The sequence below is a fragment of the Martinezella tropici genome (genome assembly GCF_008370325.1).
Classification (GTDB): Bacteria; Pseudomonadota; Alphaproteobacteria; order Rhizobiales; family Rhizobiaceae; genus Rhizobium; species Rhizobium tropici_B.
On the sequence record NZ_VNIP01000014.1, the window covers coordinates 1 to 14,724 of the forward strand.

General features: G+C 57.2%; 13 protein-coding genes and 1 pseudogene. 11 read left to right on the forward strand and 3 right to left on the reverse strand.

The features are described from left to right. Positions 1 to 652: 652 nt before the first annotated feature. A complete protein-coding gene (locus FP026_RS30655; protein ID WP_348642335.1) occupies positions 653 to 946 on the reverse strand; it encodes a tyrosine-type recombinase/integrase in 294 nt (97 codons plus the stop codon). Positions 947 to 948: 2 nt separating this feature from the next. Here FP026_RS30655 and trbI point away from each other — a divergent pair. Continuing rightward, positions 949 to 1,497 (forward strand): annotated as a pseudogene (gene trbI, locus FP026_RS25740) (IncP-type conjugal transfer protein TrbI); the annotation flags it as partial. Between the two features lie 173 nt (positions 1,498 to 1,670). Then, positions 1,671 to 2,252 (forward strand): helix-turn-helix domain-containing protein, encoded by a 582-nt coding sequence (locus tag FP026_RS25745; protein ID WP_149637424.1) that lies wholly within the window; start codon positions 1,671 to 1,673, stop codon positions 2,250 to 2,252. 53 nt (positions 2,253 to 2,305) lie between these two features. Here the strand turns inward: FP026_RS25745 and FP026_RS25750 are convergent, their stop codons facing one another. Beyond that, positions 2,306 to 3,493 (reverse strand): NAD(P)/FAD-dependent oxidoreductase, encoded by a 1,188-nt coding sequence (locus FP026_RS25750; protein WP_348642334.1) that lies wholly within the window; start codon positions 3,491 to 3,493, stop codon positions 2,306 to 2,308. A 72-nt stretch (positions 3,494 to 3,565) separates the two neighbouring features. Continuing rightward, positions 3,566 to 3,997, reverse strand: a complete 432-nt coding sequence (locus FP026_RS25755) for a nuclear transport factor 2 family protein (protein WP_149637426.1) — start codon at positions 3,995 to 3,997, stop codon at positions 3,566 to 3,568. A 383-nt stretch (positions 3,998 to 4,380) separates the two neighbouring features. On the opposite strand from FP026_RS25755, the gene FP026_RS25760 reads away from it, so the two are divergent. The 9 genes from FP026_RS25760 (at position 4,381) to FP026_RS25800 (ending at position 14,591) form a co-directional block, all read left to right on the forward strand. Next, positions 4,381 to 6,054 (forward strand): GMC family oxidoreductase, encoded by a 1,674-nt coding sequence (locus tag FP026_RS25760; RefSeq protein WP_149637427.1) that lies wholly within the window; start codon positions 4,381 to 4,383, stop codon positions 6,052 to 6,054. Between the two features lie 74 nt (positions 6,055 to 6,128). Continuing rightward, complete coding sequence (locus FP026_RS25765) at positions 6,129 to 7,208, forward strand: Zn-dependent alcohol dehydrogenase (RefSeq protein WP_149637428.1); 1,080 nt, start codon at positions 6,129 to 6,131, stop codon at positions 7,206 to 7,208. 180 nt (positions 7,209 to 7,388) lie between these two features. Then, positions 7,389 to 9,140, forward strand: coding sequence for a 3-ketosteroid-delta-1-dehydrogenase (locus tag FP026_RS25770; RefSeq protein ID WP_149637429.1), 1,752 nt, complete (start codon positions 7,389 to 7,391; stop codon positions 9,138 to 9,140). 152 nt (positions 9,141 to 9,292) lie between these two features. Beyond that, positions 9,293 to 10,567 carry an amidohydrolase family protein gene (locus tag FP026_RS25775; RefSeq protein WP_188112689.1) on the forward strand — a complete coding sequence of 425 codons (1,275 nt, stop codon included), beginning with the start codon at positions 9,293 to 9,295 and terminating at the stop codon, positions 10,565 to 10,567. Positions 10,568 to 10,641: 74 nt separating this feature from the next. After that, positions 10,642 to 10,995 (forward strand): Rieske (2Fe-2S) protein, encoded by a 354-nt coding sequence (locus FP026_RS30985; protein WP_149637431.1) that lies wholly within the window; start codon positions 10,642 to 10,644, stop codon positions 10,993 to 10,995. Positions 10,996 to 10,997: 2 nt separating this feature from the next. After that, the gene (locus tag FP026_RS25785; protein WP_149637432.1) at positions 10,998 to 12,191 is read left to right on the forward strand and encodes an amidohydrolase family protein; all 1,194 of its coding nucleotides are present in this window, start codon (positions 10,998 to 11,000) and stop codon (positions 12,189 to 12,191) included. 28 nt (positions 12,192 to 12,219) lie between these two features. Further along, positions 12,220 to 12,432, forward strand: a complete 213-nt coding sequence (locus FP026_RS25790) for a ferredoxin (RefSeq protein ID WP_149637433.1) — start codon at positions 12,220 to 12,222, stop codon at positions 12,430 to 12,432. A 2-nt stretch (positions 12,433 to 12,434) separates the two neighbouring features. Then, positions 12,435 to 13,619: an NAD(P)/FAD-dependent oxidoreductase gene (locus FP026_RS25795; protein ID WP_149637434.1), complete on the forward strand. Its 1,185-nt coding sequence runs from the start codon at positions 12,435 to 12,437 to the stop codon at positions 13,617 to 13,619. Positions 13,620 to 13,745: 126 nt separating this feature from the next. Further along, positions 13,746 to 14,591: an HpcH/HpaI aldolase family protein gene (locus tag FP026_RS25800; RefSeq protein ID WP_149637435.1), complete on the forward strand. Its 846-nt coding sequence runs from the start codon at positions 13,746 to 13,748 to the stop codon at positions 14,589 to 14,591. Positions 14,592 to 14,724 lie beyond the last annotated feature (133 nt).

Genomic DNA, 14,724 nt, shown 5'->3' on the forward strand with positions numbered 1-14,724 from the left:
GCTTGACAGCCGTAGCCGCGCTGGTGGTTGGAGATTCTCAGGCATGGCTGCTCATCCAGGCATTGCTCGGACGGAGCTCGTGCACAACACGCTTGGTCGGCGAAGCTGGGAAGGGCTCGCAAGGACATTCTTGGGGTTCCTGCTGCAGCCAGCATCACAGGGCGCGCTGCCTTCATTGTATGCGGCAACGTCTGCTCACGCGGTTGGAGGTGGCTACTACGGTCCCGACAGGCTCCGTGAAACCCGTGGGCACCCACACCCCGCGCGCATTCCCGCACAAGCACTTGATCCTGTTGCCAGGCAGAGGTTATGGGAAATATCGGAACGAATGACCGGGGCAGCGTTCTGAAGATCGTCGTCGCTAATAGCGAAAGCCAAACTCTAGCGGTCTTCAATTGGTGTCCGCTTAAGGCAACAGCCGCAACGTCAGGGGTCTGGATGGAAGGACACAATAACGCCGCAGGAGAGTTTGCGGCGTTAAACTGCTAGAGGGCGTCGAGAAACGACAACAGCTTGTCGTCAGCTTTAAACCTGCGGAAGGGCTGCTCATTAAGCGGCCCCACCTTCGCTAAGGCCGCCTCCTTTATCGCAAGATGTGCATGAAGGTACGCCTGGGTGGAACGGGAGGATTCGTGGCCTAGCCATAGCGAAATCACCGTGCTGTCGACGCGGCATCCAGCAATTCCATCGCCGCGCTGTGACGAAGAACGTGCGGTGAAATGCGCTTAGCTCGCAATGATGGGCATTGCTGTGCCGCCTGCTTCACATACTTCGCCAGCAAATACTGGACCGCGTCCGGACTCATCCGAGATCCATGCACGGGTGGGAAGAGGATGTCGGAGCGGGCCGGTCTTGGGTCATCCAGCCATTGTTTGAGGACGGAACTCAGAATTTTGGTGAGCGGCGTGACGCGCTCCTCCCGCCCTTTCCCGAAACATCGGATAATTCATTCCGGCGACGTTGATAACAGGCATCAATTCCGACCTTCCTGGGCGGATCACCGCGCAAGTCAGCCAGAATGTCTATGACAGCGCAACAGGCCATCGCCTACTGATCCCGCAGGGCACGAAACTGTTCGGTCGCTATGACAGCAAGGTTTCCGTCGGCCAGAGCCGCGTGCTCGTCGTCTGGTCCGATATCATTTTTCCGAGCGGCTCGACATTGCAGATCGGCGGCATGGCCGGCACGGATGCGGAAGGCTATGGCGGGTTCAAGGATAAGGTGAACAACCACTATCTCAAAACCTTCGGCTCTGCGGTCATGATTGCGCTGATCGGAACCGGCATCGACATGGCGGTGCCCCAGAGCTCAACACTTGCCACCCAGGATACTGCATCCGATGCGGCAAGACGCAATTTTGCCGAGACCTTCGGGCGAGTAGCCGATCGCACGATCCAGCGCAATATGGACGTGCAGCCGACGCTCGAAATCCGGCCTGGCTACAAATTCAATGTCCTGGTAGATCAGGACATCGTGTTGCCGGGCCTATATCGCTGAAAGAATGTCAAGATCTTCGGCTTGGTAGCTCTGGGATCGCTTGGCAAAATCGATTGCTATAACTGGTCTTGGCCCCCAAGCTGCCAAACCGGTCGTCGGACCTCCAGCGCTGGCCAGCCTACGCAGTATCGAGTACATACGTCAGCTGAACATCTACTTGGAAGAACTAGGGCATGAGTAAATTGACGAGCGTTCAGCGGCCGGAAACGGTATGGCTGGGGGAGCTTATACGCAGTCGCCGCAGGGGAAGATTTTCAATTGAATCGCTTGCTCAACGATCAGGGATCAGTGCGGGCCTTCTTAGCGAGATAGAACGAGGCAAGGGAAATCCGTCATTCTCAACGCTACTAAAGCTTGCTGAAGCGCTTGAGATGGACCCCGTTGAGTTCTTCCGCATCAGTGCAACAGCGTGGAAAGACGAACGGGTGGTCAAGAAGGCCGAGCGTCAGCGCATGTCGTTCGCGGATGGCCGTCTGGTCGAAATCCTTAGCCCCCGGTTGGACCTGCCTTTAATTATGTGGAAGGCAATCTATCCGATCGGTTTTGATGGCAGTGGACGCCCAATCACCATGCCTGCGGAGACCTGCCTCGTCATCACGCGAGGTCAACTCATTATCGAGCAACCAGACGGCGACACGTTGTATCTTAATCAGGGGGATTCTTTTCGCTTGGAGGCCGGCAGTCTTTTCGGACCACGGAATAGTGCCCCTGACATCACCGAGGCCATAGGTTCCTCACTCGTGTCGCCGCTATGAGAGTTGCGGTGGAAGCACGAGTTGACCAAAGGACTCAGCACCAATCCACTCCCTTATGTCGGACTCAACTGAATGGTCTCGTCGTCTAGTTGAACCCGGGCCTGCGCGATAACATCGGGCATGTCGCAGGCGACGACCCCTCGCAATCTGCCATCCCTATGGTAAGCTACGGCAAACGGACGCTCGCGCAAAGTGCCGTGCAGGAGCGTTGTGTCATCGCTGGAACTAATGCGGCCGATGATTTGATAACGATGCTGATACTGATCAGACCAGAAATATGGAATCGAATCATAGGGGCGGAATAAGTTCGGATCGAGAAGATTGGAAGCAAGTGCGCTCGCTTGCTCGCTCGCATTGGTCCAATGCTCAACGCGTAGGCTCTCTGCGAATCGGGAACTGGGACGAGAGGCGACATCACCAGCTGCCCAGACATGGCCTCCGCCCCCAATGACCCGACAGCGTTCATCGCAGGCGAGCCCGTTTCGTAGCAAAAGCCCGCTTCCGTCCAACCAGTCCGTTCGTGGATTGGCACCAACACCGACGACGACCAGATCGGCCTCAATGCGGGAGCCGTCGCTGAGATGCAGAGCTCGTATACGCTTGTCCGCCACAAAGGAGGAAACGGTCGTACCGAACCGCATGTCGACCCCGTTTTCGCGATGTAGCGCAGCAATCGTGCCCCCAACAAGGGCTCCGACGTCACGGATCACCGGAGAATGCCGCAGCTCGATAACGGTCACCTGCAGTCCGCGAGCCCGCGCCGAGGCAGCGATCTCGCAGCCGATGAAGCCTGCACCGATGACAACCACCCGAGGGCCTTCATCAAAGGCTTCGCGCACGCGTCGCGCGTCCGCGGCCGTGCGGAATGTCGTCACGCCCTTGATCCTGTCTGGCAGGCCGGGAAGAGAGCGGGCGCTCGCACCCGTAGCGATGATGATGTGGTCAGCTGCAACGCTTGAACCGTCATTGAGGGTGACCGCTTGGTCGCGCAAGCTCAGCGCCGTTGCCCGGACACCTAGACGCAGATCGACGGTGTCATAGAAGCTTGCCGCCTCCAGCAAGCGAGGTGTGATAGGCTCGTCGGAGGTAAGGAACTGCTTTGATAGTGGCGGGCGGTCATAGGGAAGCTCGCCTTCCTCGCCTATGAGCACAATCTCGCCGCCGAAACCCTTACGCCTCAGCGCCTTCACCGCGCGCACACCCGCCAACGATGCTCCCACAATCGCAATTCGTCCTGACACGCGCTCACTCCCCAAGCAATATCTCGGTTGCAGCTCTTTATTTCGATGGCAAGCTGGGGCAACACGACCTCATCAACAGTCTATCCCTTCGTTGTCGTCTGGCCAATCTTCTGTATGGAAAGGCGCCTCCATGTAGTGGATGAAGCGCCACGTTCCGGCACACCAGCGAAAAATCGTGGTGACCCGGCTGTAACTGGTCCAGTCGAGATCCCAGCGACATATAAAGGTTGCGAGGGCCAGCCCATCGGCAAGTTCACGCACATGAATATCGCGCAGGCGAACTCGCGAGGCGGTAACTCGATACTCCGTCCGTAACAAGTGGTCCGTGATGCTTGCTCGATCCAGCAAAATTACACCGAGTTCCTCGGCAATGTAGCTAAGACCAGCGTCTGCTTCGTCCCATCTGTCGGCTATTCTCTGCAGGTCGCGGGCAGTCCATGCGGATGCGTACTCGTCAAGAACCGCGGTCACCTGAGCCGCGACTGTAGCTGTGCTTTGTGTCACTGATGTCCCTCCATAAGTCTAGTTTCTTTAGGCGTCGAGCGTAGCAAGATGCAGCCGCTCCTCAATCGTCGAGATCCGCTGCGATAACAGCCGGCAGATGCATCATCAAATGACCGATTGGACTTGATGGACGAATTCTTTGCCGGCCACCAGCTGATCTTCGACAATTCGCGTAACAGCTCATAGCCCGATCTCTTTTCATATCCTTCCTCATCTTCGTTGACATATTGAAGAACCTTCGATAAATCGATGAATAAATCAAGACCTTCTGTTTGCGCCGGTCTGAGGAACTCCGGTTTGAACAGATTGAGACGTGGGCACCCCATGCAATACTGGTGCGCCCGCCGACTGACGTTGCGTGGACCCGAGGGAGGTGGGCTACTATGACAAACTATGATTACATCATAATTGGTGCCGGCTCGGCAGGTTGTGTGCTGGCGAACCGTCTGTCGGAGGATCCCTCTGTCAAGGTTCTGGTACTCGAAGCAGGAACTCACGACAGGTTCCTGTCAGTCCGTATTCCCGCAGCTATGGTCGGGATGAAGAAAAGCCTGGATTGGGCCTATCCGGCTGAGCCCGACGCATCGCGCAATGGGCTCGAAGACATATGGCCGGCCGGCAAGCTCATTGGCGGCGGCAGTTCGATCAACGCTATGTGTTGGGTTCGTGGTAACCGAGCCGACTACGACAACTGGGCGAAACTTGGTAACGAGGGCTGGGACTACAACAGCGTTCTTCCCTACTTCAAGCGGTCCGAAAATTGGGAAGACGGCGCCGACGCTTATCGTGGCGTTGGTGGCCCCCAGCAAGCTTCCAAAATGCGTGTATCGAGCAAGCTCATTCCCGCCTTTATTCAAGCTGGCGCAGAAGCCGGGCTGCCGATCAACAAGGACTATAATGGTGAAAGTCAGCTTGGCGTGAATATAGGGCAGGTTTCCCAGAAGAACGGGCTTAGAGCGAGTGCTGCGCAATCCTATCTCGTTCCTGCGCTGCGTCGGAAAAACCTCACCTTGACTCTTGGCGCACACGTTACGCGGATTCTCACAGAGGATGGGAAGGCCATCGGGGTCGAATATCTTCACAATGGCCGAGTTACTCGCTCGCACGTGGATCGCGAGGTGATCCTGAGTTCCGGTGCCCTTGCCTCGCCAAAAATCCTTATGCTTTCGGGCATCGGCCCTGCCGATCACCTGCGCGAGCACGGCATTTCGGTGGTTTCCGATCTGAAGGGCGTGGGCGAAAACCTGATGGAACATCCTCACACCTACGTCAAATATCAGACCACCGAGCGAACACTCAACACTGACCTCACGCCTGTACGGGCGTTAATGCACGGTCTGAATTTTGCCTTTCGCAGGCGTGGTGGCGTGACGGCCGGATTCAGCCACGGCATTGCTTTCGCGCAGTCGGAAGCCGCAGCGTGGCCAGACATCGAAATGCAGTTCATCACCTTCGGCCTTCATGGTACGATCAAAAAAGTCACTGACGCCACGGGTGCGACCCGCGAGGTCATGGCGCCGGTCCTCGACAAGGAGTCGGTGGTTACCGCAATGCCAGCGTTTCTGCATCCATCTGGCCGCGGGACAGTTTCTTTACGCTCGGCAGACCCGCTAGACAACCCTGTCATTCGCCACGAGTTGATCGGCCATCCAAACGATGTGGCTGGCTTGATTGCTGGCGTGAGGTTGGCTCGCCGGATCTTTCAGCAGCCATCCATCAGAAAGTATCTCTTGGCAGAAGTACTGCCGGGCGATGCGCTTCAGACTGACGAGGAGCTGGCGCATTATCTCAGTTTTGCTGCGTTCAAGGGCGCCCATGCCTCAGGCACCTGTAAGATGGGTATCGACGAAAACGCAGTCGTGGACCCCAGTCTGTGCGTTTATGGGGTGCAAGGGCTTCGCGTCGTGGACGCGTCTATCATGCCTGTCGTCGTCAGTGGCAACACGAACGCACCGACGATGATGATCGCCGAGCGTGCTTCCGATCTCATCAAAGCTGGCGCGGCAAACAAGGTGCACGCAAGGCGGATAGCCGAGCCCGCAGTCGCTGCGCAGTAATCACCGTTTTGCGGGTTTCTGTTTCTTGCCGCCACCCGTTTCATTTAATCCCCTAGAAAACGATTGGATCACACATGCGTGCCGCACTAGGTCTTGAAAATGGACATACGCTTTCGATTGAAAATGTTGAGATGCTGCCTCCGGGCCCGAATGACGTCATCGTCAAGATAGGCGCGAGTGGCGTCTGCCACACGGATGTCGCGATTCTACAAGGGGCTTTGCCGCTGCCGCTACCGCTAATCCTAGGTCATGAGGGCGCAGGTGTGGTCGTGGAAGTCGGGTCTCAAGTCACATCGCTGGCGGTCGGCGATAAGGTGATCGGGTCTGTCGGAGCCGTCTGCGGTCATTGCTGGCACTGCAATCATGGGATGACTCACCACTGTGATAACAGTGCCGTGATCACGATGGGGCCAAAGAAGATCCGCCGTGCAAATGGTGATACTCTGCCGGCTTTTGTTGGCTTGGGAACATTCGCGGAAGCGATGACTGCGCATGAAACCAGTCTCGTGAAGGTGCAAACTGATCTGCCTGATGAGCAACTCGCGCTCATCGGTTGCGCGATCACGTCGGGACTGGGCGCTGTTTTCAACACCGCGAAGGTGACGCCTGGCGCCAGCGTGGCCGTTGTTGGCTGCGGGGGTGTCGGGCAAGCGGTGATCCAAGGGGCGCGGATCGCCGGTGCCGGCCGCATCATCGCAATTGATCCCGTCGCAAAAAAGCGTGAGGCGGCTATCAAGTTCGGGGCCACCGACGCGATCGATCCGACGGAAACCGACCCGGTTGAATATGCTCGCAGCCTAACCGGAGGGCGCGGCGTGGATTTTGCCTTCGAGGTTGTCGGCAAGCCTGCCACAATTCTGCAGACGTGGGACCTCGCACGCAAGGCCGGCACAGTTACGCTTGTCGGAATGCCCGCGGTGGACGCGACGGTGACCCTGCCAGCGTTTGCTCTTTCCTCTGACGACAAGCGCCTTCTGGGCAGTCTTTATGGCGGCACTCAAGCGCGACGCGACATCCCGCTGATCGTTGAGCTGGCCGAAACCGGCCGCCTCGATCTCGGCTCGATGATCACACGTCGACTTCTTCTCGATGAAGTCAACGACGCTGTACGCGCCTTGGAAGCGGGAGAAGAGATTCGCTCCGTCCTGATCTGAGCCTGGAGCATAACAGTTGAAGATGAGCGGCGATGCATCTGCCGCTTATCAAGCCCGTGCCACGCGCAATATGGCCGCTTCCTCTTGGCCGGTCGCCAGTAATGGTCAGGGCTCCTCAAGCGAAGCTGAATCGCGCCGTAACAAGCGTTGATCAGGATATGGTTTAACGGGAGTAAAGCCATGACCAAGTCCGCACCTTTGCGAGGTCCAAAGGCACGCAATATAACAGTCGATACGCTCGTTATAGGCTCCGGAACCGGGATGGCCGCAGCGCTGGCGGCCAGAGAACTTGGTCTTTCGGTGCTCGTCGTCGAAAAGACGGCCTATGTCGGAGGGTCGACGGCCCGTTCAGGCGGTGCGTTTTGGATCCCCGCCAATCGCGTCCTAAAAAGGTCAGGCTCCGACGACACACTCGAAGAAGCGGGAAAATATCTTGAGGCGGCTGTCGGCGATGCCGCGCCGAAAGCACGCTATCACGCTTTCCTTAAACAAGGTCCAGCGGCTGTCGAGATGCTGGAGCGCACCACATCCCTGAAATTTTTCTGGGCGCGCGAATACGCTGATTACCATTCCGAACTTCCAGGTGGCTCTTCGCTGGGGCGCGCCTGCGAAAGCAAGCCGTTCGATCTTTCGGTGTTGGGCAAGGAAAGACTACGCTTAAGACCGCCTGCCGTGGAAGCTCCATTGCCGATGCCGATTACGGGCGCAGATTATCGCTGGATCAATCTGATGGCCCGTTTGCCCATGAAGGTTATTCCGCTGATGCTGAGGCGTTTGCTGAAAGGTATTGGCGGTCGCCTGTTGGGAAAGCGATATGTCGCGACGGGTCAAGCCCTCGCTGCCGGGATGTTTGCCGGTCTCATAAAAGCAGATGTGCCTGTCTGGACGAGGGCTCGCGTTGTCGAGCTGCTTGCCCACGATGAGTGTGTCGTCGGCGCTGTGGTTGAGCAGGATGGCGAGATCGTGCGTGTTCAGGTTCGCAAAGGTGTTGTCCTCGCCGCCGGTGGATTTGACCATAACATGACGATGCGGCACCAGTACCAATCGGCATCTCTTAAAGCTAACCTAAGCCTAGGAGCGGAGGGAAACACGGGGGACGCGATTGATCTGGCGCAGAGCTTGGGGGCTGATCGTCGCTTCATGAATGAAGCTTGGTGGTTCCCAGCTATTGCACCAGTCAAAGGTGGCTCTCCCCTTGTGCTGCTCGCCGAGCGAGCATCCCCCGGGTCTTTCATCGTTGACAGCAACGGCTCGCGCTTTGTCAACGAGGCGAAAGACTACATGAGCTTCGGCCAGAGCGTGCTCGCCCGCGAAAATGAAGGAAATCCTGTCGGGGATATGTGGTTGATCTTCGATCAAGGATTTCGCAACAGCTACGTCCTAGGCGGGACAGTTTTTCCTCGGGCCGCCATCCCTAAGTCCTGGTTTGACGAACGCATAGCGTTTGTTGCTGAAACACCGTCGGAACTCGCGCGCGCCGTCGGGCTACCTGAAGCAGCTTTCCAGGCGACGTTAGATCGTTTTAACGCTCAGGCTGCCCGAGGGCGTGACACGGATTACCATCGAGGAGACAGCGCTTATGACAGATACTATGGCGATCCGACTGTACAGCCGAATCCCAATCTGCGCGCCCTAGGTCAGCGGCTGTATGCAGTTAAGGTTGTCCTATCGGATCTTGGTACCTGCGGTGGCCTCGCCGCGGACGAGTATGCGCGCGTTCTGCGGACGGACGCGACCCCGATCAATGGGCTGTACGCAATAGGAAACAACGCGGGTAACGCCTTCGGACACGTCTATCCAGGCGCCGGCGCAACCATCGGGCAGGGCGTGACTTTCGGTTACATCGCGGCACAGCATATGGCCTCCACTGCCCAACACTTCGATATACCGAAGGCCCCACTTTCGCACGCATCTGCTGAGGTGCGACGCTAGCCGAGAACACCGGTGATGTCTCACTAATCCTAACCGACGGAAAGGCTTTCAAGCACAAATAACGAAAATTACAGTTGAAATATTGAAGGTTCTTCGATATATCGAATTCAAGCCCAAGGCGGTATTGTCCGCTGATGATTAGGAGGAATCAGATGAACGGCTCACCCTCAAAGGATCGTATCAAGGTCAAGGTGGTCGATTGCGACGTCCACCCGGTGCCTGAGAGCCTTGAAGCATTCACCGAGTTTTATCCGGAACCCTACCGCAGTCGGTACTTCACAAAACACGCGACAGAGGTTCCTCTTTCGTTCTTTCTTTACACCCCTCATCCAAATCTCGTGTCCTACGGCATGCAGGGACCGGGTGGATATGCAACACCCCCAGGCAAGATGGGCGGTAGCGGTAGCGATCCCGACTATCTCGCCAAACAGCTTTGTGTTGATCACAGTACCGACTACTGCCTCTTTAATCCTTTGTTCTTCCGTGCGCGTCACTGGGATCCACAATGGGATTCTGCCCACTGCAGCGCGATCAACAACTGGCTGGCGAAGTGCTGGTTGGAAGGCAAGGCCAACGCACATGGCCGTTTTTACGGCTCCATCCAGGTATCAGCGATGGATCCAGAGGGTGCGGTCAGGGAGATCGAGAAGTGGGCGGGGCATCCTGCTTTCAAGCAGATCTATTTCCTCGCCGATTCGGGGATTCCCTTTGGTCATCCGTCTCTCGAACCAGTTATGCGGGCGGCATCCAAGCACAATTTCCCCATTGGAACGCATCTGTTCCGGCACGCAGGCCTGCGCTCGATGACCCCGGTCGGCTTTCCTTCCTATCATGTGGAAGTGCTGCCCGAATGGATATTCACCTATATCGGACACGTATCGAGCATGGTGTTTGGTGGTGTGTTCGAACGCTATCCGAATCTCAAGCTGGTCTGTATCGAAGGGGGCGCAGAGTGGGCAGGTCCAATGATATGGCGCATGGACCGCCATTGGGAACAGCTGGGGGCGGAAATTCCCCATCTCAAACGCAAACCGTCTGAAGTTATTCGAGAACACGTGCGCTTCGCCACGCAGCCGCTCTGTGAGCCAGAGGGGCAGGGCGATCTTCGTCGCTTCCTCGAATGGGGTTTGGCGGAAAACTGCATAGTATTTAGTTCCGACTACCCACATTACGACTTTGACCCGGCCACGTGGGTGGCGAACCAGCTGCCATCTTCTTGGCGCGACCGCCTTATGGCGCAGAACGCCATTGAAACTTACGGACTGCCCGCCGAGCGTCCGCGCGACTATCTCGATGACATGGATGCAGGTGATCATCGCATGAGGGCTGGTGAAAAGCGGCAGCTCGCGCTGGCTCAGCTCGCGAATGGTCAACTTGGTGTCGCTGGAGCGCAATTCGATCGTACCGCAATCGAGTCTTCCGACTGATTGGTGCGCAGCCATAGTTGCCGGATGTCTAGAACTCCGGCGAGGGCGAAATTTCATGGGAGGAATAGGACATTATGACAAGCGGTTATGTTGTGGCTCGCGTTGATGAAATACCGCCAGGGACACATAAATTTGTATCGGTCGGAAAGTTTGGGATCGCCGTTTACAACGTAAATGGAGAATTCCGTGCGGTGACCAACTATTGCCCTCACAGGGGAGGCCCACTTTGCGTTGGGAAACGATACCCGATCGTAGAGTCTAGCGAACCTTATGACATCAAAGTGTCTGGAACGGACGAAATCCTGCGTTGTCCTTGGCATGGGTTGGAATTCGACCTGCGTGATGGTCAAGCGGAGGTCGGGAAACTGCGAGTTCGCATGCACCAGGTGCGCGTAGAAAACGATCAAATCGTTCTCCAGGGAGTTTAATCATGTCAAAAGAAGACGCCAAGCAGAAGATTGCTTTCGACGCCGCTGTGCATCCTCGGATGGCCTATCCCGAGCAGATCAACGAGTATACCGACGGCTGGTACAAGCAGCTCGTCTATAACCGTTCAAACCGCTTTTACAATCCGGTTCCGACTGGAGTGGCACCTTTCGGTGAATGGCTTGAGCAATCCCGTCCAACAAAAGGGGAAACCATCGCGACCGCGGCCGGAAACAGACCTATCTATGAAGCCGGCGCAGTGGCGGGGTTGGCACAGGACTTTCTGCGTAATAACGGCGTTCAGCGCGCCGTGCTGACGCCTATGCTTCGCGGCATCATCCCTGCCGCCGATCAGGGTAATGCAGTTTGTGCTGCCTATAATGACTGGCTTGCCGATACTTGGCTTGCTGAGACTGACGAGGATGTCGAGTTCCTCGGCACCATACGCGTCAACCCCATGGATTCCGCCTCGGCAGTTAAGGAAATCGAGCGCTGGGCCAGCAACGGCAAGATGGTGCAGATTGGCGTCCCCGTTGAGTCTCAGCATCCGTATGGTCAGCGCTACTTCCTCGATATTTGGGAAGCGGCTGCGGCTCACGGGCTCCCTGTGATCATCAAGTCCGAAGGCGCGATGGGCATCGATCTGCCCGTATCTATTCTTGGCACGCCGCGAACGCACATCGAGTACAGCATGATGCACCGCGATCGGTTCTTCCACCACGTCGCCAGCTTCATTGCCGAGGGTGTGTTCGATCGTTTCCCGGACCTGCGCATTATCTCCGCTGACGGTGGTTTCGACATGTTGGCTCCAGCAATCTGGCGAATGGACATGGACTGGCCGATTACCCGCACCGAAGTCCCTTGGGTGAAGAAAGCGCCGAGCGAATATCTTAAGAATCATGTCCGCTTCGTTGCCAGCAAGCTTGAAGGTCCGCCCGATTCACAGCCTGACACGGTAATCGAATGGGCACAAAGGACCGGAGCTGCAGATCTGTTGATTTACGGCAGCGGCTATCCGCTCTGGAGTGCGATGACACCGGATGAGCTTCTCCCTGCATTGAGCGCGGAAGATCGCGAGAGGATACTCTGGCGTAACGCCTATGACCTGTACGAGCCGCGGCTCGCTAAAATAACGAGTAGAGACACCGCTACCGCTAGATCGTCAGCGAGTACGCCGCACGATGTCCGGCCTTCCTAAGCATCCTCAAAATAATCAGGAGACAAAAATGACGGTTGAGACAAAGAAGATTGTCGAAGTCGATCTTAAGCTTTGCGAGCGCCAAGGCGTCTGCATTGGTATCGCACCATCTGTCTTCCAGTTTGGCAAAGACGGTCAGTTGGAGATTCTAGAGGCTGAACCGCCGGAAGACATGTGGGATGCGATCGAGGACGCGGCGGCTGCATGCCCGCTGAACGCAATCACTTTACGGAGTAAATAGTGATGGCTCGTCGCATCGCCATTGTAGGCGCTTCATTGGCTGGTGTCCGCACAATCAAGGCGTTGCGGCGAAAGGGCTTTGACGGGGATGTCGTCTTGATTGGCGAAGAGAACGAACTGCCGTATGATCGTCCTCCGTTGTCCAAGCAATTTCTGACATCAGATGATCCCGTCGCAGCAAAACTGTTGGAGCCAGAGAGTTTCTACGACTCAGTCGATCTGCGCCTTGGCGTCAGGGCGACTGGACTAAGCCTCCGAGACCAGTCGATCGCTCTCAATGACGGCTCCCGTGTCTATGCCGACCATATCGTCATTGCCACCGGCGCTAACGCGCGCTCCCTGCCCGGACTTCCTGACAGCGATAGGGTCGCACGGCTTAGGACCATCGAGGATGCACGCCGGATCCGCTCTGCTTTCGCAAACGCAGAGCATATCCTTGTCGTTGGGGGCGGCTTTATCGGCTGCGAGGTGGCAGCCGCCGCCCGAAAGCGCGGTCTGGCGGTTACAATCATCGAGCCGGCATCCGCGCCGGTCATACGGGGCGTCGGGGCACTTGTAGGCGGCATAATCGCCTCGCTGCACCGGGAACGCGGCGTCGACGTCCGGCTGGGGGTTAACGTGCGATCGGTTGATCAAGGTGTAGGTGGCTGCCTAGCAACGCTGAGCGACGGAACACAGATCGAGACCAGCTTCATTGTGGTCGGTGTAGGGGCAGTGGCAGGCACCGGTTGGCTCCAAGGCAGCGGTCTGGATCTCAGCAACGGGGTCCTTTGCGACGCGCATTGCCGGGCGGTCGGTGGCGGCGGCCATGTGTGGGCTGCCGGAGACGTCGCAGCTTGGCCGAGTGGCCTATTCGGAGAGGTCCGGCGCATCGAGCATTGGACCAATGCGGCCGAGCAGGCGGGGTGCCTTGCCACAAACCTACTCGACAGCGATGCAGCGAGTGGGCACGATCCTGTGCCCTATGTCTGGTCGGATCAGTACGAGCATAAGATTCAGATTCTCGGTAGCGTCAATGGAGACGACGACACCAAGTTGCTCCAAGGAAGTATTGAAGACCTGCGCTTTTCACTCGCCTACTCGCGCGCCGGATTACTCCGCGGCGTCGTTGCCTTCGACATGCCTAGTGAGGTCGTGGCGATGCGGCCTCTTATCGCTGGACTGGCGCCGATGGCGAGCATGTCATGAAAAAACTCAGCAGATGCGGCTGAACCGGAGCCGAAGCGTTTGACCGCCTCAAGGCAGAGGCGATGGACGATCAATATAAAGCCTTCTCCCACAGGGTGCGGGCAATCGAGAGAGCGGGTCCAAACGATGACACAGCTATCCAACGCGAACGACCCGGCAGGAACGGGAAGTGACGCAAAGATGGTCGGCGCCGATAAACTGCGGAGCCTTGCAACAGCCGAGAGTCCACGGGCTCTGGGCGGCTGGCTCACAGTTGCCTCCAGCGAATATCTAGCCGCCCTGTCGGCCTCTTCTTTGGATTACATCGGCATCGATTGCCAACATGGGCTCAGCAGTGAGGCCGACGTTGCGCGAATGCTGGTCGAAGCGGGTCCTTCGCCGGTCCCTCTGTTAGTGCGTGTGTCGGCCAATCGTACCGAACTGATCCAGCGCGTGATCGATGCAGGCGCCGACGGTGTGATCATACCGTTGGTCAACGATGCCGAGGAGGCTCGTTCGGCCGTGAGCGCGGTTAAATTTCCGCCAGAAGGCGTGCGCAGTTATGGCCCTGTAGCGCGTCACATTCCGCGTGAACCGGCAGAATTGGCTCGCCGCGTGCTCGTCCTTGCTATGATTGAAAGCGAAGCGGGGGTAAAAAATGTCAATGAAATCCTGGCTGTTCCGGGGATCGACGGCGTCTATGTCGGACCAGCCGACCTCGGCTTGTCGCTAGGCTTGGGTCACCAACAATTTCCTACGACCCCCCAACTCAGTGATGCGCTGAAAACGATTGCCGCCGCCGCCCATGGCGCTTCCAAAATCGCTGGACTTCACTCTGGAAGCGAGTTCTTTGTCGAGATGTATCGGTCCCTAGGCTTTACGCTACTTACGATGGGCATCCACTCCTCGTTTGTTCTGGCTGGTGTGGAACGCGCTCTTGAACGCGTGAACGCGCCCAAAAATATCCTGTCCGGCACGTCACCTTACGGATGAAGCAAGCAGCGCGGGAGGCGCTGCGACGTTCCGTAGCCATAGGCAATATCAAGAAAAGCAACCAGGGAGTGGATTGGGAGATCCACGCTCGACACTAACAGCTGAGACGATGATCAGATCTCGGGGGGAGCCG